Annotated in this window: 17 protein-coding genes; 5 read left to right on the top strand and 12 right to left on the bottom strand. The window is 67.4% G+C overall.

The features are described from left to right. Positions 1 to 51 precede the first annotated feature (51 nt). The 3 genes from JOE31_RS16500 to nirB are packed head-to-tail and all read right to left on the bottom strand — an operon-like array spanning position 52 to position 4,902. Complete coding sequence (locus tag JOE31_RS16500; protein ID WP_209748527.1) at positions 52 to 1,206, bottom strand: uroporphyrinogen-III synthase; 1,155 nt, start codon at positions 1,204 to 1,206, stop codon at positions 52 to 54. Between the two features lie 19 nt (positions 1,207 to 1,225). After that, positions 1,226 to 2,260: a uroporphyrinogen-III C-methyltransferase gene (gene cobA, locus JOE31_RS16495; protein WP_209746444.1), complete on the bottom strand. Its 1,035-nt coding sequence runs from the start codon at positions 2,258 to 2,260 to the stop codon at positions 1,226 to 1,228. Positions 2,261 to 2,262: 2 nt separating this feature from the next. Beyond that, a complete protein-coding gene (gene nirB, locus JOE31_RS16490; protein WP_209746442.1) occupies positions 2,263 to 4,902 on the bottom strand; it encodes a nitrite reductase large subunit NirB in 2,640 nt (879 codons plus the stop codon). A 281-nt stretch (positions 4,903 to 5,183) separates the two neighbouring features. On the opposite strand from nirB, the gene nirD reads away from it, so the two are divergent. Further along, entirely contained in the window at positions 5,184 to 5,549 is a 366-nt protein-coding gene (gene nirD / locus JOE31_RS16485) for a nitrite reductase small subunit NirD (protein WP_209746440.1), read from the top strand. On the opposite strand, the gene JOE31_RS16480 is transcribed toward nirD, so the two are convergent. After that, complete coding sequence (locus JOE31_RS16480; protein ID WP_209746438.1) at positions 5,550 to 7,292, bottom strand: phospho-sugar mutase; 1,743 nt, start codon at positions 7,290 to 7,292, stop codon at positions 5,550 to 5,552. It abuts the gene before it with no gap. Between the two features lie 96 nt (positions 7,293 to 7,388). Here JOE31_RS16480 and JOE31_RS16475 point away from each other — a divergent pair, with 96 nt between their 5' ends. Then, complete coding sequence (locus JOE31_RS16475) at positions 7,389 to 7,874, top strand: Rrf2 family transcriptional regulator (protein ID WP_209746436.1); 486 nt, start codon at positions 7,389 to 7,391, stop codon at positions 7,872 to 7,874. 46 nt (positions 7,875 to 7,920) lie between these two features. On the opposite strand, the gene JOE31_RS16470 is transcribed toward JOE31_RS16475, so the two are convergent. Next, positions 7,921 to 8,739, bottom strand: a complete 819-nt coding sequence (locus tag JOE31_RS16470; RefSeq protein WP_209746434.1) for a purine-nucleoside phosphorylase — start codon at positions 8,737 to 8,739, stop codon at positions 7,921 to 7,923. 95 nt (positions 8,740 to 8,834) lie between these two features. Between JOE31_RS16470 and JOE31_RS16465 the strand changes: the two genes are divergently transcribed. Further along, positions 8,835 to 10,250: an NAD(P)H-quinone dehydrogenase gene (locus JOE31_RS16465; protein WP_209746432.1), complete on the top strand. Its 1,416-nt coding sequence runs from the start codon at positions 8,835 to 8,837 to the stop codon at positions 10,248 to 10,250. Positions 10,251 to 10,252: 2 nt separating this feature from the next. Here the strand turns inward: JOE31_RS16465 and JOE31_RS16460 are convergent, their stop codons facing one another. The 4 genes from JOE31_RS16460 to JOE31_RS16445 form a co-directional block, all read right to left on the bottom strand. Next, positions 10,253 to 10,894 (bottom strand): hypothetical protein, encoded by a 642-nt coding sequence (locus JOE31_RS16460; protein WP_209746430.1) that lies wholly within the window; start codon positions 10,892 to 10,894, stop codon positions 10,253 to 10,255. Positions 10,895 to 11,033: 139 nt separating this feature from the next. Next, on the bottom strand, positions 11,034 to 12,635 hold the full coding sequence (locus JOE31_RS16455) for an FAD-dependent oxidoreductase (protein ID WP_209746428.1): 1,602 nt from the start codon (positions 12,633 to 12,635) through the stop codon (positions 11,034 to 11,036). Next, on the bottom strand, positions 12,632 to 14,833 hold the full coding sequence (locus tag JOE31_RS16450; protein ID WP_209746426.1) for a molybdopterin oxidoreductase family protein: 2,202 nt from the start codon (positions 14,831 to 14,833) through the stop codon (positions 12,632 to 12,634). The genes JOE31_RS16455 and JOE31_RS16450 overlap by 4 nt, the downstream gene beginning before the upstream one ends. A 1-nt stretch (position 14,834) precedes the next feature. Beyond that, the gene (locus JOE31_RS16445) at positions 14,835 to 16,247 is read right to left on the bottom strand and encodes an MFS transporter (RefSeq protein ID WP_209746424.1); all 1,413 of its coding nucleotides are present in this window, start codon (positions 16,245 to 16,247) and stop codon (positions 14,835 to 14,837) included. A 270-nt stretch (positions 16,248 to 16,517) separates the two neighbouring features. Between JOE31_RS16445 and JOE31_RS16440 the strand changes: the two genes are divergently transcribed. Further along, positions 16,518 to 17,930 carry an MFS transporter gene (locus JOE31_RS16440; RefSeq protein ID WP_209746422.1) on the top strand — a complete coding sequence of 471 codons (1,413 nt, stop codon included), beginning with the start codon at positions 16,518 to 16,520 and terminating at the stop codon, positions 17,928 to 17,930. A 70-nt stretch (positions 17,931 to 18,000) separates the two neighbouring features. Here the strand turns inward: JOE31_RS16440 and JOE31_RS16435 are convergent, their stop codons facing one another. The 3 genes from JOE31_RS16435 to JOE31_RS16425 all read right to left on the bottom strand — a co-directional run bounded on the left by JOE31_RS16435 (position 18,001) and on the right by JOE31_RS16425 (position 21,482). Further along, complete coding sequence (locus tag JOE31_RS16435) at positions 18,001 to 18,732, bottom strand: glutamine amidotransferase (protein WP_209746420.1); 732 nt, start codon at positions 18,730 to 18,732, stop codon at positions 18,001 to 18,003. Positions 18,733 to 18,829: 97 nt separating this feature from the next. Beyond that, positions 18,830 to 20,683: a biotin carboxylase N-terminal domain-containing protein gene (locus JOE31_RS16430; RefSeq protein WP_374100855.1), complete on the bottom strand. Its 1,854-nt coding sequence runs from the start codon at positions 20,681 to 20,683 to the stop codon at positions 18,830 to 18,832. Positions 20,684 to 20,807: 124 nt separating this feature from the next. Beyond that, entirely contained in the window at positions 20,808 to 21,482 is a 675-nt protein-coding gene (locus JOE31_RS16425; protein WP_209746418.1) for a nucleoside triphosphate pyrophosphatase, read from the bottom strand. A 428-nt stretch (positions 21,483 to 21,910) separates the two neighbouring features. On the opposite strand from JOE31_RS16425, the gene JOE31_RS16420 reads away from it, so the two are divergent. Then, a complete protein-coding gene (locus tag JOE31_RS16420; RefSeq protein ID WP_209746416.1) occupies positions 21,911 to 23,374 on the top strand; it encodes an HNH endonuclease signature motif containing protein in 1,464 nt (487 codons plus the stop codon). The last annotated feature ends 16 nt before the right edge of the window (positions 23,375 to 23,390 follow it).

The following is a 23,390-nucleotide window of genomic DNA, read 5'->3' as shown; positions in this document are numbered from 1 at the left end:
GCCCGGGTCTGTCCACGGATTGCGGCCGCGGCCGGCGCCGGCAGGGAACCGCTAGACCCGGATCCGGTATCCGCGCTTGACCACGGTCTCCACCATGCGGCCGTCCGGCAGCGAGGACCGGAGCCGGCTGACAGTCATGTCCAGCGCGTGCACGGAGCCGCGCAGTTCGAGAAGTTCGGAGAGGGATTCCCGGGACAGGACGGCGCCTTCTGCGCCCAGCAGGGCCCGCAGCAGCAGGAGGGGCGCCGGTGCCATTTCGACCGGTTCCCCGTCGATCCGGAGTGACCGTCCGCGGAGCTCCACGCTGCCGGACCGGGTGTCCAGGCGGCGGACGTGGTTCAGGGCAAGGTGTTCGCAGACCAGCCGGATCAGCGCGCCCATCCGGAAGCGTTCCGGAATGAGCGGTGACAGTCCGGCGTCGATCAGCGGCTGCGCCGTGATGGGACCGACGACGGCGGTGGTGACGGTGGTCTTCAGGGCGTCGACGAGCTGCTTGTAGAGGCCCATCTCGTGGGCGGTGCTCCACATGGCGTCGACGGCGGGCGCGCTGGTGAACGTCAGGACGTCCAGGTTGCCGCTGCAGACTGCCTCGATCAGCCGCGGCAGTTTGTCCTCGCCGTCGGGCTTGACCCAGCGGTAGGGGGTCACGGTCAGGACGGTGGCACCTGACATCTTGAGCCGTTCCAGCTGGCGGACGTCCGTGTAGCCGTGAAGCTGTACCGCCACGGTCTTGCCGCGGACGCCCTCCTTCAGCAGCATGTCCACCAGGGTGGCCGTGGTTTCGTCGCTGCTGATTCCGACGTCGGCGAGTCCGGCGGCGCGGACGGCGCCGCGTGCCTTGGGGCCGCGGACGAACATGCGGCAGGCCGCGAGGGTCTCCAGGAGTTCGTCGCCGATGCCGGAGGCGTCAGCCGCCTCGCACCAGCGGCGCATGCCGTAGGCGGTGGTGGCGATACACAGATCGGGCTTGGCGGCAATGATGGCCTTGGTGTCCTCGATGAGCCGCATGTCCTCCTGCACCGGTGCGATCTTGAGCGCGGGAGCGTGCAGTACCTCCGCCCCGCGCCGCTCCAGGGCCTCAATCAGGTCCTGGGAGCGCCGGTGCGACGTCACTCCGATCCGGAACCCCTCCAGGGGCGAATCGGGGGCGTCGGCCGCGGGGGAGTCCTGCGGGCCGGCGGCGGAAGCGGGGGCAATTGAGTTCATGGCGCTCATGGGTTTTCTTTCACGATTCAATCAGTGACGCTGCGAGGCGGTCGAGATCAGCCGCCGCCTCGGCGTGCCCGCGGTTGGCTTCAGCCACCCGCACCACCTCGCCGATGACCAGCACTGCCGGGTTGGTGCAGTCGGCGGCCGCGGTGACAATCGTACCCAGCTGGGCGATGGTGGTGCGCTGTCCGGGGCGGTAGCCGCGTTCGACGACGGCCATCGGCATGTCTGCCGGCATGCCCGCCCGGCGCAGGCCGGCGGCCAGCTGGTGCAGTGTTCCGATGCCCATGAGGACCACGATGGTCCCGCCCAGCCCGGCCAGGTGGGTGAGCTCCTTCTCGGTCAGCGGGGCGTGGCCGGACACCACAGTGAACATGTGGCTGACTTCGCGGTGGGTGACCGGGATCCCTGCGGCTGCCGGGACGGAGATGGCGCTGGTGACCCCGGATACGACCTTGACCGGCACCCCGGCGGCCACGCAGGCGGCAACTTCTTCGCCGCCGCGGCCGAACACGTACGGGTCCCCGCCCTTGAGGCGGACCACGTTGTTGCCGGCCAGGGCGCTCTGCACCATGAGCTTCTCGATATCGCCCTGGCTGACCTTGTGGTGGCCGGGCTGCTTGCCCACATCCACCAGTTCGGCCGTGGTCAGGGACGGCAGTTCCTGGTAGGGAGCCAGCCGGTCGTAAAACACGACGTCGGCATCGCGCAGCGCCTTGACGGCGGCAACAGTGAGCAGTTCGCCGACGCCGGGACCGCCGCCCACCAGGGTGACGTGGCCCGCTGCTCCTGCAGCCGGTTCCACCGCCACCGGGATGCCGGTCGCGCGGCAGCGGTGCAGCAGCGCCTCCCAGCCGGGCTGGCCGTCGTCGACGGCAGCCACGAGGAACGGGCGCTCGGGCAGCGGCCCGTCGTGGCTTGCGCCCTGCGGGGTGCTGAGCCTCGAGACGACGGCGCCGGCGGCCTGATAGCGGCGGACCGCCTGCCGTGCGGCGTGGTCGGATCCGGTGACCAGGACTTCGCGGCCGGTGAGATCAATGCTGAGCTGCATGCCTATACCTCGTTCTTGTCGAGTTCCGGGGTGGAGGGACGCATCGGGATGGTGGCCCCGATGAGGACCTTGCCTTTTTCCTCAGCGGTGGCCGGGCGCATCTGGCCGCGCTCGTCGGAGACGAACGTGATGGAGTCGTCTTTCTGGTCGGGGGCGTTGACGAAGGAACGGAACCGGCGCAGGCGCTCGGGATCCTTAAGGGTGTCGGCCCATTCGTCGACGTAGGTGTCGACGTGCTTGGCCATGGCGGCTTCGAGTTCCTCGGCGATGCCCAGGGTGTCCTTGACCACCACATCCTCAACGTGCTTGATGCCGCCGTCGAGCTCTTCCTGCCAGCGAGCGGTGCGCTGCAGGCGGTCGGCGGTGCGGATGTAGTACATGAAGTAGCGGTCGATGTACTTGATCAGGGTTTCGTCGTCGAGGTCCTTGGCCAGCAGCTGGGCGTGGGCCGGGGTGGCGCCGCCGTTGCCGCCGACGTAGAGGTTCCAGCCGTCGGCGGTGGCGATCACGCCGACGTCCTTGCCGCGGGCTTCGGCGCATTCCCGGGCACAGCCGGAGACGCCCATCTTGAGCTTGTGCGGGCTGCGGAGGCCGCGGTAGCGGAGCTCGAGCTGGATGGCCATGGCCACCGAGTCCTGGACGCCGAAGCGGCACCAGGTGGAACCGACGCAGGACTTCACGGTGCGCAGGCTCTTGCCGTAGGCCTGGCCGGACTCGAAACCGGCGTCCACCAGTTCCTTCCAGATTTCCGGGAGCTGCTCCAGCCGGGCACCGAACATGTCGATCCGCTGGCCTCCGGTGATCTTGGTGTAGAGGTTGTACTTCTCCGCCACGGCTGCGATCACGCCGAGCTTCTTCGGGGTGATCTCGCCGCCGGCGATGCGCGGGACCACCGAGTAGGTGCCGTCCTTCTGCATGTTGGCGAGGGCGCGGTCGTTGGTGTCCTGCAGGGTGCCGCGGCCGGCGTCCAGGACGTAGGCGCTGTTCTGGCTGGCCAGGATGTTGGCGATGGTCGGCTTGCAGATGTCGCAGCCGGTGCCGGTGCCGTACTTGGCCATGATCTCTTCGAAGGAGGTCAGTTCCAGGACCCGTATGGTTTCGAACAATTCCTGGCGGGACAGCTCGATGTGCTCGCACAGCGCTTTGGAGACCTCGACGCCGGACTTGGTCAGCTCGGTCTCGAGCAGCTTCTTGAGCATCGGCACGCAGGAACCGCAGCTGGTTCCGGCCCGGGTGCAGCCCTTCAGCTCGCCGAGTTCCTGGACGGGAGCGTTGCCGTCGCAGGCGCCGCAGCCGTTGACGGCGTCGCGGATGGTTCCAGCCGACACGTTGTTGCAGGAACAGAGAATGGCGTCGTCAGGCAGTTCGGTCTCCGGGGCGTCCCCGCCGCCTGCAGCGGTGAGGTAGGCGCCGGGCTCGGCGGCGAGTTCGCGGCCCAGCATGGGACGGAGGCTCGTGTACGGGGTGGCATCGCCCACGAAGATGCCGCCCAGGAGGGTCTTGGCATCGTCGGTGGTGACAATCTTCTGGTAGACGCCGCGGGCCGGGTCCGCGTAAACGATCTCCAGTGAGTGTTCGGTGCGGGCAAAGGCATCGCCGAAGCTGGCAACGTCCACGCCGGAGAGCTTGAGCTTAGTGGCGGTGTCGAATCCCGGGAAGGTGGCGTCGCCGCCGTGCAGGCGGTCGGCCACAATTTCCGCCATGGTGTTGGCGGGCGCCACGAGGCCAAGGCACATGCCGCCGAAGTTTGCCACTTCGCCGATCGCCCAGATTCCGGGGATCTGGGTTTCACAGCCGTCGGTGATCACCACGCCGCCGCGCGGGCCGAGATCGAAGAGCTGTTCCTCGCCTTCGGCGGCGCGGAAGAGTTCGTCGCGCGGCTTCACGCCGATGGCAACGATGACGAGGTCGGCGGGGATGATGCGGCCGTCCGCCATCAGCACGCCGGTGACCTGGCCCTCTTCGGAGAGCACCTCGGAGGGGAACACGCCGCCGTGGACGGTGAAGCCCTTGGCTTCGATCAGGCGGCCGAGCGCCTGGCCCGCGCCTTCATCCAGCTGGGTGTTCATGAGCCAGGGGGCGCCGTTGATCACAACGGGAGTCGCGCCGAGCTGTTCGGTGCCTGCCGCTGATTCGAGGCCCAGGAGCCCGCCGCCGATGGTGACGGCGGTGATCTTGCGGCCGAGCTTTTCGGTGAGTTCGGCGATTGCCTTGTTGATCGCCCACACGTCTTCGAGTGTGCGGTAGACGTGCACGTGCTCGGCGCCGGGGATCGGCAGGCGGGCGGCGTCGGAGCCGGTGGCCACCACGAGCTCGTCGAATTCATAGGTGTTGCCCGCTGCCGTCTCCACGGACTTGGCAGCGTGGTTGATCCTGATGACGCGTTCGCCGGTCTTCAGCGCCAGGGCGTCGTGGTCCCACATGGAGGCGCTGCCGAGGGTGAGGTCCACGCTGCTGTCCGTGAGCGCCTTGCTGAGGGCTACGCGGTCGTAGGGAAGGTGGGCTTCCTCGGTGAGCACGGTTACCTGCCAGCCTTCAAGGCCACGGGCGTGCATTGCGTCCGCAAAGCGGTGGGCCGCGGGGCCGCCGCCGGCGACCACGATGCGGCGTGGTGTCTGGGTGCTTGAAGTCTGTCCGGTCACTGTGGGCCTTTCGCATGGGCCGCAGACGGTGCTCTGCAGCTTGTCGTTCCAGACTAGGCACGGGCAGTTTCGCTTCAGTTTCCCTTATGTTTCGTGAACTTAACTTCTGCATCACGAACGGATTTCCGGACAGGTGAGTTGCCTTTTACGTGCCGGACACATTGACTGCACGCCGCCGAAACACCGCAGCCCTAGCTTTGAGATGTGGCCGCGTCGGCGGTCCGGGCCCGGCAGCCGTTCCACAGAGCGCCGGGCGGCAGGCAATGCGAGAGGGGCCGGAAATGACCGCAATACTTGAACTTGAAGACCAGAGCACCGGATTTGCGACGGGCTGGAACCGCGTCTGCGCCGTGGAGGAGCTGGAGCTGGCCTGGGGTGAGGCCGCACTGATCGCCGGCCGCCAGGTGGCATTGTTCCGCACCGCAGCCGCCGAAGTTTTCGCCGTGGCCCAGGAAGATCCCGCCACCGGCGCCCACGTGATGGCCCGCGGCATTGTGGGCTCCCGGGGGACCCGCCAGACCATTGCGTCCCCCCTGCACAAAGAGGTCTACGACCTCGAAACCGGTGAGTGCTTCGGCACCGCCGGGCTCCGCCTCCCCACGTTCCGCACCCGTGTGGTGGATGGCTTCGTCGAGGTTGAGCTCTAGCTAGAGCCCCAGGGCCTCCCGCACATCCACCAGGACGCCGTCGAGCGCTGCCCGTGCCGCCTGCCGTGCCTCGGGCAGCTCGGCGGCCGAGCCCACGCTCCGGATGACCTCGAGGTAGCACTTGAGCTTCGGTTCCGTGCCGCTGGGACGGATGATCACCCGGCTGAGGTCTTTCGTGAGGTACAGCAGACCGTCCGTCGGGGGCAACGTTTCGCTGCCTTCGGCCAGGTCCTTGAACATTTCGACGGCGGACCCGCCGAAGGAGTCCGGCGGCCCCACGCGGAGGCGGTTCATCATGGCGTCCAGCAGGCCCAGGTCCGCCACCCGGATACTGAGCTGGTCGCTGGCATGCAGCCCGTGCACCAAGTACAACTCGTCGAGGGTATCGAAAATGGTCTTGCCGTCCGCCTTCGCCGCGGCCGCGAGCTCCGCGATCAGTACGGCGGCGGAGATGCCGTCCTTGTCCCGGACCAGGTCCGGGGCCACGCAGTATCCCAGCGCTTCCTCGTAGCCGTAGAGCAGGCCCGGAACGCGGGAAATCCACTTGAAGCCGGTCAGGGTTTCCTCATGCGCGTACCCGGCGGCAGCGGCGATCCGTGCCAGCAGCCGCGAGGACACGATCGAGTTCGCGAAGACACCGTGTGCCGGGCTTTCGCCGCCGGCAGCGAGCCGGGCCACGATGTGTGCCCCCAGCAGTGCGCCCACTTCGTCACCCCGCAGCATGCGCCAGGCGCCGGTGTCAGGATCCTTGGCGGCGACGGCGGCACGGTCGGCGTCGGGGTCGTTGGCCAGCACGATGTCGGCGTCCACGCGGGCCGCCGTTTCCAGCGCAAGATCCAGGGCGCCGGGCTCCTCCGGATTGGGGAAGTTGACCGTGGGGAAATCCGGGTCCGGCCGCGCCTGTTCGGAGACCAGGGTGACGTCGTCGAATCCTGCCGCCTTCAGCACGGCGACGGCGGTGTCGCCGCCCACCCCGTGCATGGGGGTCAGGACGATCTTCAGGTCACGGGCCGGGAACTGCCCGGGCAGTGCCAGGGCAGCCACTGCTGCCTGGTAGTCGGCAGCGATTGACGGCTCCAGAACAGTCCAGCCCGCGGGGGCCAAGGTAATGGAGTCGAGCGTGCCCACACGGTCGATTTCCGTGGCGATCCGGGCGTCGTAGGGTGCGACGATCTGCGCTCCGCGTCCGCTTTCTTCCACGGCGTGCCTGCCGAGGTACACCTTGTAACCGTTGTCCTGCGGAGGGTTGTGGCTGGCGGTCACCATCACACCGCCGTCGCAATCCAGGGCGCGTACAGCGTAGGCGAGCAGCGGAGTCGGGAGCGCCTGCGGCATCAGGAAGGTGTCGATGCCCGCGGCCGTGAAGACCGCAGCGGTCTCCTCCGCGAAAATGTCGGAGTTGTAGCGGGCGTCATAGCCGACGACGGCGCGGGGCCGGGTGCCCGGCGAAGCGGCCGCGACGGCGCCGGTCAGGAACGCCGCGAACCCGGCCGCCGCGCGCCGGACAACCACGCGGTTCATCCGGTTCGGCCCGGGACCCAGCGCGGCGCGGAGGCCGGCGGTGCCGAACTGCAGCGTTCCGCTGAAGCTGTCCTCGAGTTCCTGGCGGGCGGACGGAACACCGTCTCCTGAGCGCTGGATGAGTTCTGTCAAAGCGGCGGCAGTGGCCGGATCCGGGTCCTGGGCGGCCCAGTCCCGGGCGTCGCTCAGCAGCTGCGGAAGGTCGGCATCGGAAGACGTCATAGGAACAAAGCTATCGCCTAACGTCCGCTATTGGCTGTCCGACAAGCGCAGGGGGAACCTTGACAGTAAATTTTCCGGACACGTAATGTCTGAAAAATGAAGATGGGGCAGGGAGTTGAGTGGGCGCTGCACTGCTGCGTGAACATGTCCTGGGCCCCCTCGGGGGAGGCGGTGAACAGTGCCCGGCTGGCTGAGCTGTATCAGTTACCCGCCGCCTACCTGAACAAGCAGCTCCAGGCGCTGGTCCGCGCGGGCATCCTGTATTCCGTCTCCGGACCACGCGGCGGCTTCCAGCTGGCGCGGGGCGCGGAAAAGATCACCGTGCTGGACGTTGTCCTGGCCATTGAGGGTCCGGAACCCGCTTTTCGTTGCGAATCCATTCTCGCGAACGCGCCTGGGGCGGATCCCGGTGAAGACTACCTCCGAAGTTGCCTGGTGTCCCAGACCATGCGGCAGGCCGAGCTTGCTTGGCGGCAGACGCTCTCCCGGCAGACCATTGCGGGCATTGCCGCCTCAGTCGAGCGGAAGTTTCCAGGCTCCCGTAAGGACGTCCTCCGCCGGCTGATGCCCGCCAGGAGCTAGTTCGTCAGGAACTAGTGCCCGGCGGGCGCGGCCATGCGGTGTCGGCTCAGAGCTTGGCGATGATTTCCGCGAGCAGCTTGGAGATGCGCGGAGCGGCGGCCTGCCCGGCTTCCAGCACTTCCTCATGGCTCAACGGCACCGGGCTGATGCCGGCGGCAAGGTTGGTTACCAGTGAGATGCCGAAAACCTCCATGCCCGCGTGACGGGCGGCGATGGCTTCGAGCGCTGTGGACATGCCCACCAGGTCGGCCCCGATCCGCTTGGCGTATTGCACTTCCGCGGGCGTTTCGTAGTGCGGGCCGGTGAACTGCGCGTACACGCCTTCGTCGAGGGACGGATCAACTTCGCGGGCCAGCCCGCGGATCCGTGCCGAGTAGAGATCTGTCAGGTCAACGAACGTTGCGCCTTCCAGCGGTGAGGTGGCGGTGAGGTTTATGTGATCTTTGATGAGCACGGGAGTGCCGGGAGCCCAGTCCTCGTTGAGGCCGCCGCAGCCGTTGGTCACCACTAGGACCTTGCAGCCGGCCGCCGCAGCTGTCCGGACCCCGTGGACTACGGCGCGGACGCCCTTGCCCTCGTAGTAGTGCGTCCTGGCGCCCAGCACCAGCGCCCGCTTGCCTTCCCTGGTCAGGACGGAGCGGATGGTGCCTACATGGCCCTCCACTGCCGGTGCGGAGAAACCGGGGACCTCGTCCGCGGACAACGTCGCGGTGGTCTCGCCGATCAGGTCCGCGGCGTCGCCCCAGCCCGAGCCGAGCACCAGGGCGACGTCGTGGCTGTCCACGCCCGTCTCTTCGGCGATGTAGTCGGCGGCGGCGCGCGCGGCGTCAAAGGGGTCCGTGTTCAGGAATTCTGTATTACTCACTGGTACAAGTTATCGTGCCCGCGGGGCCGTGCCCAGCAGTGGCGCAGGTCCCTTTTATTGGTGTGCGGCGGCGGATGGGTAGAGAATGGATCTTTGTGACTACGCATCCGGATTTCAGCTCACCTCGCATCGCAATACTCGGCGGAGGGCCCGGCGGCTATGAAGCCGCCATGGTGGCCGCCTCGCTGGGGGCACAAGTCACCATCATTGAGCGGGCGGGCCTGGGCGGCTCGGCGGTGCTCACCGACGTCGTACCTTCCAAAACCCTGATCGCGACGGCGGACCTGATGACCCGCGTCGGCGAGGCGGGGGAGCTGGGAGTGAAGTTCGACGTCGACGGCGGCGATTTCGCCCCTGTGATGCGCGCGGACCTGAAGCACATCAACGACCGCCTGCTCGGCTTGGCGCGGAAGCAGTCCGAGGACATCCGCGCCGGCCTGGAACACCAGGGCGTGCGCATCCTGATCGGCTCCGGCAAGCTGCTGGACAGCCACACCATTGAGGTCCTCACTGTGGACGGCACCGAAACGGTGGAAGCGGACACCATCCTGCTTGCGGTGGGCGCCCACCCGCGTGAACTTCCCACCGCCCGGCCTGACGGCGACCGGATCCTGAACTGGGCGCAGATCTACAACATGGACGAGCTCCCCGAAGAACTCATCGTGGTGGGTTCCGGTGTGACCGGTGCGGAATTCGCCTCCGCCTACAACGGCCTGGGCTCTAAGGTCACCCTGATTTCCAGCCGCGACCGCGTGCTGCCGGGCTCTGACACCGACGCCGCCGAGGTCCTGGAGGGCGTCTTTGAACGCCGCGGCGTGAAAGTGCTCTCCCGTTCACGCGCTGAAACAGTGGAACGCACGGAGGACGGCGTGGTGGTCACCCTGGGCGACGGCTCCCAGGTCACCGGCAGCCACTGCCTGGTCTGTGTCGGGTCCATTCCCAACACGGCCGGTATCGGCCTTGAGGAAGCCGGCGTGGCACTCACCGAGAGCGGCCACATCAAGGTGGACGGCGTCTCCCGCACCACGGCTCCGAACATCTACGCCGCCGGCGACTGCACCGGCGTCCTTGCGCTCGCCTCCGTCGCTGCCATGCAGGGCCGCATCGCGGTGGCCCACTTCATGGGCGACAGCGTGACCCCGCTCAAGCTGCACCAGGTGGCTTCGAATATCTTCACCTCGCCCGAGATCGCCAACGTCGGCGTGTCCGAGGCCGAGATCGACTCCGGAAAGTACCAGGGCGACGTGGTGAAGCTGTCGCTGCGCAGCAACGCCCGGGCCAAGATGCGCAACCACCGGGACGGCTTCGTCAAGATCTTCGCCCGCAAGGGCTCCGGCACGGTGATCGGCGGTGTGGTGGTGGGCCCGAACGCGTCCGAGCTGATCTTCGCGATCTCCATCGCGGTCACGCAGAAACTGCACGTCGACGACGTCGCCAGCACCTTCACGGTGTACCCGTCACTCAGCGGTTCCATCTCGGAAGCGGCACGGCGCCTGCACGTTCATATGTAACGTCAGGCGGGCAAGGCGCCCACGTGCTCAGTGGACACCGCGGCGCGGGTCATCCGGGCCGCCACAAGGAACAGCAGGCCGGTGATCAGCGGGATCACGCTGACGGCGGAGAGGGACACCACCCCGGCGAGGTTCCCCAGGGCCGAGAAGGCTATCGGGCCCAGGCCGAGGGCCAGCAATAGCCAGCCCGCCGTGGCTGTTCGTTTCAGGCCCAGGACGGCTGCAGGGAACGCGAGGACCAGCACGGCCACGGCCCGGACCGGGCCGTTGGCGTTCTCGAACTCGCGCCACGACACGGAATCCAGGGCGAACCATATCCCCGCCACGACCAGCAACGCGGTCAGCAGGGCCAGTACCGGTGTGGCCCACGAAGGACGGAGCCAGGCAAGCACGGCCAGGACGGCCAGGGCAACGGCCCACCACAAAACCAGCATGATTCCCTCGGCGCCGCCGGGATCAGTCAGGGCATAGCCGCTGACGAACAGGCCGGCGAGGACCGTGAAGGCCGTCATGATGGCGGCTGCCGTCCACACCAGTGCCCGGGCGCGGACGGAACGGTCCGGCCGCCGCAGGGAGACGATGCCCATGACGGCGGCAGCAACGATGAGCGCGGCCGCGGCCAGGAAGATCGTGACGCTGAACATGGCAACCCCTCGGATCCACGGACTCTGGCTTCCATGACACCCCGGGGCCGTGCGAGGGACAAGGGGCATAAGTCCCTTGGAGGGGTCAGCGGCGAAGCCATGCTTCCCGGCGCACCGGGCGAGCCGCCATCACATTACGTCAGGCGGCTGCTGCCGCCTGGAAGTGTTTTTCGATGATGTCCTTGATGTCGGAGTGGCAGCCGCCGCAGCCCGTGCCCGCGCGGGTGGCGCCGGAAACCTCAGCCACGGTGGAGCAGCCGTCAGCAACAGCGTCTTGGATCTTGGTGCCGCTGACCCCGGCGCACCGGCAGACGGTGCGGGCGGGGTCGCTGCTTCCCGGGGCTGCCAGCTGGTCCGGTCCGTCAAGGCGCAGCAGGAGCGACCTGTCGGCGGGGAGCTCGTCGCCGCGCTCGAACAGGGACACCAGCTCCGCCGCAGTGCGGGGCATGCCCACGGCCACGAGGCCCTCCAGGACTCCGCCGCGCGTTGTCATCTTGATGTAGCGGCCGTGTTCCGGATCCGCCCACTGCGCGATCTGCAGGCGCGGACGGCCGTTCACCGCACCGGCCGTCAAAACCTCGTCGTCCCACGGATCGGCGGCATTGTCGCCGGCCACGGCCATGTTCAGGCCGCGGGCCTTGAGGACGATAACACCCGGCTTTTCCATCGGCAGCTCGGGCAGGGAATCCGCCACGTCCGCCGGCCCGGCGTCGCCGGAACCTTCGCCGAATCCCGCAGGGGACCCCTCGGCGAGGAGCGTCAGGTACTCGGCGAGCCACTCCGCCTGCCGCCAGCCCGGGCCCACCAGGCCGGAGGGGCCGGGCGCGGTGCGGCACTCACTGCAGGCCGGATCCGGGCAGCGGACTTCGGCGCAGTCTCCGATCGCGAAAATGTGGGGCTCGTGGTGTGCCCGCAGCTTGTGGTCCACCAGGATGCCCGCGCCGGTGGACAGCCCGCAGCCTTCGGCCAGTTCCACGCGCGGCCGGACGCCGCAGGACAGCACCAGCAGGTCGCCGTCGATCGCTGAACCGTCATCCAGCAGCAGGGCGGAGAAGCCGCCGTCGGGAGCGTTGTGTTCAATCCCGGTGGAGCGCGCGTTGCCGGCCATCCGGACGCCGCAGTTGCGCAGGCTGGCGGCCAGCACCGCTCCGCCGCCGCGGTCGATGTTCCGGCCCAGCGGGTGCGGTCCGTTGTGGACCACGGTCACCGTGGCACCCTCTTCGGCGGCGGCCAGGGCTGTCTCGAGTCCCAGGACGCCGCCGCCCAGCACCACAACGCGCTTGCCGCCGGAAACAGCCTGGCGGAGCACCTCGGCGTCGCGCAGGTCGCGCAGCGCGGTCACGCCGGCGGGCAATACCGGGTGGGCCGGGTCCGGGTTGAGGCCGGTCAGGTTGGGGATGACCGGACGCGAACCGGTGGCAAACACCAGCCGGTCATAGCGGGGCTTGGTGCCGTCCGTGAGGATCACCTGCTGGCGGGCGCGGTCCACCCGGCGGACGCGGACGCCGAGCCGGACGTCCACGCCGTCGGCGATCAGCGCGGCGGCGTCGGACAGCGCCAGCGCGCCCGCGGTGGTGCGCCCGACGCCGAGGTCGGCCACCAGCACGCGGTTGTAGGCGGCGTCCGCCTCCTCGCCGATCACGGTCAGGCGGGCCAGTCCGCTACGGACCGCGGGCAGCAGCTCATCGACCAGCCGTGCGGCAACCGGACCAAAGCCAACAATTACTATCTGCTCACTCATGAGGCCTCCGATGTCTGAAGAACGCTGTGCTGAAGTCCGTTGGCGGCCGCCCGGACCCAGACTTTGTTGGATTTGAACTCCGGCATCCCGGAGATGGGATCGGTAGCGGCCTCCGTCAGCCGGTTGGCGCTCTCGAGCTCCGGGAAGTGGAACGGCAGGAAGACAGTCTCGGGCCGGATGGCGGTGCTGAGTTCCGCCCGGCACAGTACTTCGCCGCGCTCGTTGGCCACGGATACGAACGCGCCGTCGGTGATGCCCATGGACGCCGCGGCCGCGGGGTGGATCTGCAGCTTTGCCTCCGGCTGGGACTCCAGCAGCTCGGACACGCGTCGGGTCTGCGACCCGGACTGGTAATGCTCCAGCAGGCGGCCGGTAATGAGCGTCATGGTCTTGGCGCCTGAGGCTGTGTTGTCCCGGGCGGGGTTCGCTGCCGGAGTGCGACGGCGGCGGGGCGCCACCGGCGTCATGACCGCCTTGCCGTCGGCATGGGCAAAACCATCCAGGAACAGCCGCGGCGTGCCGGTGCTTCCCACGGGGTAGGGCCAGTAGGCGGCCTCGCCGCGGTCCAGCATCGCGTAGTCGATGCCGGAGTAGTCAGCGAGCCCGCCGGCGGAAGCCAGGCGCAGTTCCTCGAAGACCGTCTCGGGATCCTCGCTGTAGGTGGAAGGGGCGTCGAGCGCTTCGGCGAGCCGTGCCATGATCCAGAGTTCGCTGCGGGCTCCGGCCGGCGGCTGCAGGGCACGGCGGCGGCGCAGCACGCGCCCCTCAAGGTTGGTCAGCGTGCCTTCCTCCTCCGCCCACTGAAGGACCGGCAGGATGAGGTCTGCTTCGGCGGCCGTTTCGGAGACGAAGAAATCGCAGACCACCAGGAAGTCCAGGCTGCGGAGGCCCGCAATGACTGCGTTTGCATCGGGGGAGGCCACCGCGATGTTGGAGGCGTGCACGAAGAGGCAGCGGACGCCGTCGGGCTGTCCGAGGGACTTCAGGAGCTGGACGGCGGGGAGTCCGGGCCCGGGAATCAACGATTCCGGCACGCCCCACACCTTGGCCACGTGCGCGCGGGCCGCGGGGTCGGTGATCTTCCGGTAGCCGGGGAGCTGATCGGCCTTCTGGCCGTGTTCGCGGCCGCCCTGGCCGTTGCCCTGGCCGGTGAGGGTGCCGTAGCCGCTGCGGGCGGAACCCGGCAGTCCGAGCAGCAGGCTCAGGTTGATGGCGGCGGTGGCGGTGTCCGTCCCGTCGACGTGTTGCTCCACGCCGCGGCCCGTCAGGATGTAGCTTCCACCCTGCGCAGCGCCGTGGGCCAGCCTGCGCGCCGTTTCGCGGATAAGGTCGGCGGGAACCCCGGTCAGGGACTGGACCCGCTCGGGCCAGAAGGCGTTGACGCTGCGGACCAGGGCGTCGAAGCCGCTGGTGCGCGCCTGGATGAAATCGGTGTCGGCCAAGCCTTCGTGGATCACTACGTGGGAGAGACCCAGCAGCAGGGCGAGGTCGGTGCCCGGCAGCGGCTGCAGGTGCAGGCCGCCGCCGTCGGAGGTGAACGCGGCAGTGGCTGAACGGCGGGGGTCCACCACAATCAGCCCGCCGGCGTCGCGTACTCCCTGCAGGTGCTGCACGAAGGGCGGCATGGTCTCGGCCACGTTGGAGCCGAGCATCAGGATGGTGCTGGCGTTGTCGAGGTCTTCGAGCGGGAACGGCAGTCCGCGGTCGACGCCGAATGCCCTCATGCCGGCGGCGGCCGCGGAGGACATGCAGAACCGGCCGTTGTAGTCGATCCGGGACGTGCCCAGGGCGAGGCGGGCGAACTTGCCCAGCATGTAGGCCTTTTCGTTGGTCAGGCCGCCGCCGCCGAAAACGCCGACGGCGTCCGCGCCGTAGCGGGACCTGGTCTGCTTGACGGCTGCGGTGATGAGCTTCAGAGCGTCATCCCAGCTCACGGGACGATGGACTCCGTCGGAGCCCTTCAGCATGGGCTCGGTGACGCGCCCGGGGTGGCTCAGCAGGGACGCGGACGTCCAGCCCTTGCGGCAGAGGCCGCCGCGGTTGGTGGGGAAGTCGCGTCCGGATACCTCCAGGACAGGTTGAGCCGGCACGGGGTCTGACCCCGGCTGGACAGCCGGGGTCAGAGCCGCTGGGGACTTCAGCGTCATGGCGCACTGCAAGGCGCAGTAGGGGCAGTGCGTGTCGGCGCTTGTGGTCATGTTAGACGTGTCCCATCGCATTTCGGTTGGCGTTGCGGATGTAGCAGGCCCAGCAGACCGCGAGCATCAGGACGTATGCCCCGACGAAGCCGTAGAAGGCGGGGGTGTACGAACCGCTTGCCTGGTTGGAGGCGTTCAGCACCTGGGGGATAACGAACCCGCCGTAGGCGCCGATAGCCGAGATCAGGCCCAGGGCCGAGGAGGCCAGGCGCTGGGTTGCCACCGAGCTGGCGCCGTTGCGGGCTGCCCTGCTGTTGGTGGCGAAGATGATGGGGATCATCCGGTAGGTGGCGCCGTTTCCGAAGCCGCTTGCGGTGAAGAGCATCAGGAAGAGCACCAGGAAGAGCCAGAAGTTCTTCAGCGGCAGGGTCCAGATCATGGTCAGCGTGATGACGGCCATGGAGGCGAAGGCGGCAACGGTCATGCGGGCGCCGCCCATTCGGTCAGCCATGCGTCCGCCGTAGGGGCGGGCCAGTGAACCCACCAAAGGTCCGAGGAAGGCGAGGGACAGTGCCACCGTGCCCACTCCGATGGAGGAGAAAGCGGGGAAGTAGTCCTTGATCAGCTTGGGGAACACCCCGGCGAAGCCGATGAACGAACCGAAGGTGCCGATGTACAGCAGGGCCATGATCCACAGGTGCGGTTCCTTGAGCGCTGCGATCGAGCCTGCCACGTCACCCTTGGCGCTGGTGAGGTTGTCCATGTATTTGAAGGCGCCGAACGCTGCGAGCAGGATCAGCGGAACCCACATCAGGCCTGCGACCGGAAGGTTGACGGTTCCGGCCGCCAGGAGCGTGATGGCGATCGGGACAGCGAGCTGTGCGACGGCGGCACCCATGTTGCCGCCGGCGGCGTTCAGGCCCAGGGCCCAGCCCTTTTCGCGGGCCGGGTAGAAGAACGTGATGTTGGCCATGGAGCTCGCGAAGTTGCCGCCGCCGAAGCCGGCCAGGGCAGCGACCAGGAGCATGACGCCGAACGGTGTCGCCGGGTTGGAGACACACAGCGCCAGCCCAATGGAGGGGATCAGGAGCAGCAGGGCCGAGACGATGGTCCAGTTGCGGCCGCCGAACTTGGGGACCATGAACGTGTAGGGGATGCGGAGGGTGGCACCCACCAGGCTGGGCATGGAGATCAGCCAGAAGATTTCGGACGTGGAGAAAGTGAAGCCTGCTGCGGGGAGCTGGACCACCACGATGGACCAGAGCTGCCAGACGACAAAGCCGAGGAATTCGGCGAAGATGGACCAGTTCAGATTGCGCCGGGCGATGGAACGGCCCTGGGACTCCCACTGCTCCTTGTTCTCGGCATCCCAGTTGGCGATCCAGCGGCCGGGGCGGACTTCAAGGGCGGGGGCGTGAACGGTGCGGGTAGTTCCGGGCTGTGCGCCGGCCTCTGCCGTGCGGTCAACAGTCACGGTGTACCTCCTTCGGGGGGTTTGTTGTTCTTCAAAGGTAGGGATGGCGCGTTTCGTCAACCGTCGCCGTTTGTTAACGTGCTGTGAAGTTTGCCTATCGGGGCATTTGTGACGGCGTGAGGCGCCGCTTTGTGAGACAAATCGAAACGTCCGCATACTGGACCCTTTGTCCAGTCGCTGGACGGCGGGAACTATTATTGAGAGATACGTATCCCTTAGCCGGGCAGTCTTTTGGGGCACCCGCCCGGTTTCTCACGAAAGCGTTACTACATGTCATCCACTGCCACCTCACCGCAGCCGGGGTCAGCCAAGCAGGTTAACTCGCGCGGGCGCGTGATCGTCGCCAGCCTCATCGGGACCACCGTTGAGTTCTACGACTTCTACGTCTACGCAACTGCCGCTGTGCTCGTATTCCCCAAACTGTTCTTCCCGGGACAGAATGAGACCACCCAGCTGCTGAGCTCCTTCGCCGTGTTCGGTGTGGCGTTTATCGCCCGGCCGCTCGGTTCCGTGGTCTTCGGCCACTTCGGGGACAAATTCGGCCGCAAGGGCACCCTGGTGGCATCGCTGCTGACCATGGGCATCGCAACGTTCCTGATCGGCTGCCTCCCCACGGCGCTGGTACCGGGCTGGGGCTTCTGGGCGCCGGCACTCCTGGTGGTCATGCGCTTCGCCCAGGGCCTGGCCCTCGGCGGAGAATGGAGCGGCGCGGCCCTCCTGGCCACCGAGAACGCACCCGCCAACAAGCGGGCCATCTACGGCACGTTCCCGCAGCTGGGTGCGCCCATCGGCTTCATCATTGCCAACGTGATCTTCCTCGTGGCCAGCTACCAGCTCTCCCCGCAGGCGTTTGAAGCCTGGGGCTGGCGAGTGCCGTTCCTGCTCAGCGCCGTCATGGTGATCATCGGGCTCTACGTCCGCCTCAAGCTGATTGAAACGCCGGCCTTCACCAAGGTCCTGGAATCCAACGAAGTGGCCAAGCTTCCCATCGGCCGTGTCTTCAAGACCAGCTGGCGCCCGCTCATCCTGGGTACGTTCATCATGCTGGCCACGTACGTGCTGTTCTACCTGATGACTACGTTCACCCTCACCTATGGAACGCGCCCCGCCACGCTGGACGCCGCGAGGGCCGCTGCCGAGAAGGCCGGAAAGCCGATGACCGAGGCCGCAGCCGCGGCGTTCGTCCCCGGCCTGGGCTACACGCGCAACGACTTCCTCTGGATGCTGATTGCCGGCGTCGTGTTTTTCGGCATTTTCACCCTTGTGTCCGGCCCGCTGGCAGAGAAGTACGGCCGCCGCAAGATGCTCCTCGCAGTCACCGCGGGAATCTTCGTCTTCGGACTGCTGTTCGTCCCCCTGTTCAGCGGCGGCTTCGTGGGCACCATGGCCCTGCTGATCCTCGGCTTCACCCTGATGGGGCTGACCTTCGGACCCATGGGTGCGCTGCTGCCCGAACTGTTCCCCACCAACGTCCGCTACACGGGGTCCGCCGTGAGCTACAACGTCTCCAGCATCCTGGGTGCGGCCGTGGCCCCCTTCATCGCGGTGTGGCTGTGGGAAATGGCTAAGGGCAGCCCCGTGCTGGTGGGCGTGTACCTCAGCGTCATGGCCGTGCTGACGCTTGTGGCACTCTTCCTGAGCAAGGAAACGCGGGACCTGGACTACGAGAACAACGTAGCCTGACCCGGTAATCCGACACTGGAAATGCCCGGCACCCTTCACGGGGGTGCCGGGCATTTGTCATTTGTGGCCGCTACCTTGCGTAGCGCTCGACGAAGTTGCTGAGGATTTTCATCGGCTCCGCCGCAATGAACTGCCGGGCGTTCTCCATCAGCGCCTCCGCCGACTCCGGCGGGAAGTAGCCGGCGTGGCGGTAGATATCGATCCGGGTGACCAGCCCGTCGGCGTCGAGCTCCGGGTGGAACTGTGTGGCGTACAGGTTGGCCTTGATCCGGAACATGTGCACCGGGCAAGCCGCGGAACTGGCCAGGAGAACGGCGTGGGAGGGGAGGACACTGACGGCTTCCTTGTGGCCGGTAAACGCCGTGAAGCTTTCCGGCAGTCCGCGCAGGAGGGGATCCTGCAGGCCTTCCGCTGTCAGCTTGATGGTGGTGCCGCCCAGGCCTTCACCGTAGGTCCGGTCAATGACCGCGCCCTGGTGCAGGCCCAGCGTACCGACCCCGTAGCAGGCGCCGAGGAACGGGAAATCCGCCGGCACAATGCGGTCCAGCAGCAGGCGCAGGTCACGCTCCACCCGGTGCTGGGCCGGGCTTTTGTGGTCCGCCGGGTCGCTGGAGGTGAAGGGGCTGCCGCCTACGATCACCCCGGAGTAATCGGAGAGGTCCAGGTCCGGCATGGGCCCGGCTTCCATTCGGATGCGGCGCAACTGTGCGGGCTCAAGTCCGCAATAGCGCAGGTAGGCCTCGTATTCTTCCTCGGCAGCCTTGTCCTCGGCGCGTGAGGCAAGCAGTAGAAATGGCTTCACACGCTAAGTCTGCATGGAGCCGCCCCCGGGCGCCATGGGCGCGCCGGGGGCGGCGGGCATTGCTGTGCCGGCGGGCCGGGAAGGAGCCGGCGGAGGCTTAGTCCTCGATCGTGGCGATCACGGCACCGGCGGAGACCGTCTCGCCCGCGATGGCGACCAGGCCGGTAATGGTGCCCGCACGGTGGGCCGTGAGCGGCTGCTCCATCTTCATCGCTTCGAGTACGACGACGAGATCACCTTCGGCGACAATGTCGCCTTCCACAACTGCCACCTTCACGATGGTCCCCTGCATGGGGGAGGTCAGCGAGTTGCCGCCCGCAGCAGCCGCCGGTCCGCCGGAGCGGGAACGCTTCTTGGCCTTGGCCGGTTTGCCCGAGCCGCCGCCGGTGCTGAACGAGCCGAGTGACGCCGGAAGGACCACCTCAAGGCGTTTGCCGCCCACCTCGACGACAACGCGCTGGCGATCCCCGGCGTCGGCAGCCTCACCTTCGGCGCCGTCAGGCGTCCACGCCGGAATGTCGTTGACGAACGCCGTCTCGATCCAGCGGGTGTGGACCTTGAACGGGCCCTCGGCCGGGGCGAAGTCGGGGTTGGTGACCACTGCGAGGTCGAAGGGAATGACGGTGGGGATGCCCTCGACCACCATCTCCTCCAGGGCCCGGCGGGAGCGCTGCAGTGCCTGCTCACGGGTGGCCCCGGTGACGATCAGCTTGGAGAGCATCGAGTCGAAGTTGCCGCTGATGACGTCGCCCTGCTCTACGCCGGAGTCAACCCTGATGCCGGGGCCGGTGGGGTTCTTCAACGTGGTGATGGTGCCCGGGGCGGGCATGAAGTTGCGGCCGGGGTCTTCGCCGGTGATGCGGAATTCGATGGAGTGTCCGCGCACCTCGGGATCGTCGTAGCCCAGCTTTTCGCCGCGGGCCAGCCGGAACTGTTCGCGGACGAGGTCGATTCCGGTGACTTCCTCGGAGACACAGTGCTCCACCTGGAGGCGGGTGTTGACCTCAAGGAACGAGATGGTGCCGTCCTGGCCCACCAGGAACTCGCACGTTCCGGCGCCGAGGTAGCCGGCCTCCTTGAGGATGGCCTTGGACGACTCGTAGAGGCGGCGGTTCTGCTCTTCGGTCAGGAAGGGAGCGGGCGCCTCCTCCACCAGCTTCTGGTTGCGGCGTTGCAGAGAGCAGTCGCGGGTGGAGACCACCACGACGTTGCCGTACGCGTCCGCCAGGCACTGGGTTTCGACGTGCCGCGGGGCGTCCAGGAAGCGCTCGATGAAGCATTCTCCGCGCCCGAACGCAGCGACGGCCTCGCGGACGGCCGATTCGAACAGTTCCGGAATCTCCTCGCGCGTGCGGGCCACCTTGATGCCGCGTCCACCGCCGCCGAAAGCCGCCTTGATGGCCACCGGCAGGCCGAACTTGTCCACGAACTCGAGGATCTCTTCTGCGGATTCCACGGGGTCGGCGGTGCCGGGGACCTGCGGTGCGCCCACCTTTTCGGCGATGTGCCGTGCCTGGACCTTGTCGCCGAGGGCGGAGATTGCCTCCGGGGAGGGGCCGATCCAGGTGATGCCCGCACCGATGACCATGGCGGCGAACTGTGCGTTTTCGGCCAGGAAGCCGTAGCCCGGGTGGATGGCGTCGGCGCCGCTCTGGTGCGCCACTTCGATGAGCTTTTCCATCACCAGGTAGGACTCGGCAGCGGTGTTGCCGCCCAGTGCGTAGGCCTCATCCGCCAGGCGCACGTGCAGGGCGTCGCGGTCCGGGTCGGCGTAGACGGCCACCGAGGTGATGCCTTCGTCCCGGGCGGCTCGGATGATGCGCACGGCGATTTCACCGCGGTTGGCGATGAGGACTTTGCTCAGCCGCTTGGAGCTCGTCAGGGCGGCACCTGCGTGGCTTGGGGCGGTGGACTGCTCTGGACTTGCGGACTGCTCCGAATTTGCTGACAAGGCGTCTCCTTCTTTCCTTCAGGGAGCCTAGCGCGATTTTGAGGGTTCCGCCGATATTACTTGCGGATTCCGCGTGTAAAGCTCCTGTCCTTTGTAGGGATGCTACAAAGAGCTGCGAATTGCCTCACTCCGAGCGGACATCGGCGGGGTCAATGGCGCCGCCGGTCCACAGTTCGGTGATGCCTACCTGCGCCTGGCCCAGCAGCCCGCGAAGGGTGGAAATGGAAAGTCCGACGACGGTGTGGGGGTCGCCGTCGACCTTCCGGATGAAGGCACCGCCGTAGCCGTCGATCGTGAATGAGCCGGCGCACTGGAGCGGCTCGCCTGTGGCGATGTACGCGTCGATTTCTTCGACGCTCATGTCCATGAAATGGACTTCGGCGGAGGTCACGGAGCCCAGCGTGGCGCCGGAGCCATTGGAGCCGCCGTCGTCGGGCTCGGTATCGCGGCAGTCCACCAGCCAGTGGCCCGTGTGCAGCACGCCCATGGCGCCGCTCATCCGCAGCATTCGCTCCCTGGCGACCTCGGCCGTGTACGGCTTGCCGTGCGCCTCGCCGTCGAACTCGAAGACGGAATCGCAGCCGAGCACCAGTGCGCCGTCTGCCTCCGGCAGCGAGGCGACGGCCTCCGCCTTGGCGCGCGCCAGCAGCAGGGCGGTGTCGTGCGGATCCGTGACGCCGTAGCGGGCCTGGACGGCATCTTCATCCACGTCCGATACCAGGATCTCGTGCCGGATGCCGGCGTGGCTCAGCAGTTTGGTGCGTGCGGGGGACTGGGAGGCAAGAATGAGGCGGGTCACCGCTCCAGCCTAGTTCCCCCTGAGTCTCATTGTCGCGGGGTCTTTTCGCTCAGGATTTCTCGCTCGGGCTTATTGTCGGAGGTCGGCGGGATAGTTGGTTCATGGACGGGAACCAGGGATCGGAAGCGGCACGGACAATGGCCGGACGTGATGGAGACAACCTCCGCGGCGTGGTAGCGATGTGCTTGCACGCGCTTCAACAGATTAAGGTGCCTGAGGGCGGTGCCGAGCAGATCGAATTCTGTCGGCGGCTGGAGGAGCTGGGCGCCGCATTGGCTCCTGTCATAACGCGTCTTGAGGTGGCGGCTGTCCTAAGTCGTGCGCCGATAGCTACGACCGGAGTGGGCACGTCCCCAATGGCACACGAAGCGGGCGACCGGCTCCTGTTTGCCCTCATTAATGTCGTAGCCCAAAGGGACACTTGAGCCATGGAAGGATATCCCGGGCCGGAAGCGGCGCTGGCAGCACGCCAGGGTGATTTCCGCTGTGCTTGCAGTTGCGGTCAACGGCCGGTTGCGGAAGATGCGGTCATTGACCTGAATGGTGGCATGCCTGAGGAGGACGGCGCTCGCTTGATTGATGAGATTCGGGCGTTGGAGGACAGGAAATCTGCGTTGTCTGCCCGTCAGGCCCGGCTGACTGTCGCATTTGACCGGCAGCAGCGCCGCCAACAGTCTGACGCCGGAGTACCCGCAGACCAATGCGGGGCAGGCGTCGGAGCGCAGATCGCGCTCGCCCGTCGCGAATCCCCGTCCAAGGGAGACAGGTTGCTGGGCCTGGCCAAGGCTATGGTGACCGAGATGCCCCGAACCCTCGCCGCGCTGGAGACCGGGCAACTGAATGAGTGGCGCGCAACGTTACTGGTCAAGGAGACGGCGTGCCTGTCGGCGGAGGACCGCTGCGCCGTGGACGAGGAACTCGCGCCCGACACTGCCGCCTTTGACGGGGTAGGTGACCGGGGAATCATCGCTGCCGTCCGAGCCGCGGCTTACCGCCGTGACCCCCGTTCTGTCACCCAGCGGGCCAGCCACGCCGCAGCCGAGCGTCACGTCAGCCTCCGCCCGGCTCCGGACACCATGTGCTATCTGACCGCCCTGCTGCCCGTCTCGGCCGGTGTCGCCGTTCATGCTGCTCTTGTCCGTAACGCGGAGTCTGTCCGCAGCGGCGGAGATCCTCGCTCCCGCGGACAAATCATGGCCGATGACCTGGTCGAACGCGTGACCGGGACGCCGGGCGGCTTTACAGGCATCGAAATCCAGCTCGTCATGACTGATCGGACCCTCTTTCAAGGTGACAGCGAACCGGCACGCCTTCCCGGCTACGGTGTGGTCCCAGGCGGCTGGGCCAGAAGCATCATTGACCGTGGCGGAGCTGCGCCTTCTATCCGGGATCAAGTCTTCAACACTTGGATCCGTCGTCTGTACACGGCCCCTGCCACGGGCGAGCTGGTGGCGATGGATTCCCGCGCCCGGCTTTTCCCCGCGGGACTCCGCCGCTTCATCGAGGCACGCGACGACACCTGCCGCACGCCCTACTGCGACGCACCCGTCCGCCACCTGGACCACATCGTCCGCTGGCACGGCGGCGGAGCTACAACACTGGACAACGGCGCCGGGCTCTGCGAAGCCTGCAACCACACCAAGGAAGCGCCGGGCTGGACGGCTCACCCTTTGACCGGACCACATGTTCCCGGCGGGACCAGGCATGCCATCCGACTGACAACCCCAACCGGCCACAGCTACCAATCCACTGCACCGCCGTTGCCGGGAACTCAACGCTGGAGCCCGGCCTTGGACTCCGGCCGCCTGGAAGCAGTACGTCAGCGGAAAGAACTCCGCCACCACGCCAAGATTCGCAGGCGTGCCCTCCGCTATGCTCCATTCGCGGCGTAGCCGGGTCACGGACAGC

This window comes from Arthrobacter sp. PvP023 (assembly GCF_017832975.1).
GTDB lineage: Bacteria > Actinomycetota > Actinomycetes > Actinomycetales > Micrococcaceae > Arthrobacter.
Note: the sequence above shows the minus strand (reverse complement) of the source record. Positions and strands in the feature narration are given on the sequence as shown.

Coding starts and splice junctions, on each gene's coding strand:
- JOE31_RS16500 (WP_209748527.1), bottom strand. CDS start 1,206: ATGAACTCAATTGCCCCCGCTTCCGCCGCCGGCCCGCAGGACTCCCCC.
- cobA (WP_209746444.1), bottom strand. CDS start 2,260: ATGCAGCTCAGCATTGATCTCACCGGCCGCGAAGTCCTGGTCACCGGA.
- nirD (WP_209746440.1), top strand. CDS start 5,184: ATGACCGCAATACTTGAACTTGAAGACCAGAGCACCGGATTTGCGACG.
- JOE31_RS16480 (WP_209746438.1), bottom strand. CDS start 7,292: ATGACGTCTTCCGATGCCGACCTTCCGCAGCTGCTGAGCGACGCCCGG.
- JOE31_RS16475 (WP_209746436.1), top strand. CDS start 7,389: ATGAAGATGGGGCAGGGAGTTGAGTGGGCGCTGCACTGCTGCGTGAAC.
- JOE31_RS16460 (WP_209746430.1), bottom strand. CDS start 10,894: ATGTTCAGCGTCACGATCTTCCTGGCCGCGGCCGCGCTCATCGTTGCT.
- JOE31_RS16455 (WP_209746428.1), bottom strand. CDS start 12,635: ATGAGTGAGCAGATAGTAATTGTTGGCTTTGGTCCGGTTGCCGCACGG.
- JOE31_RS16450 (WP_209746426.1), bottom strand. CDS start 14,833: ATGACCACAAGCGCCGACACGCACTGCCCCTACTGCGCCTTGCAGTGC.
- JOE31_RS16440 (WP_209746422.1), top strand. CDS start 16,518: ATGTCATCCACTGCCACCTCACCGCAGCCGGGGTCAGCCAAGCAGGTT.
- JOE31_RS16420 (WP_209746416.1), top strand. CDS start 21,911: ATGGAAGGATATCCCGGGCCGGAAGCGGCGCTGGCAGCACGCCAGGGT.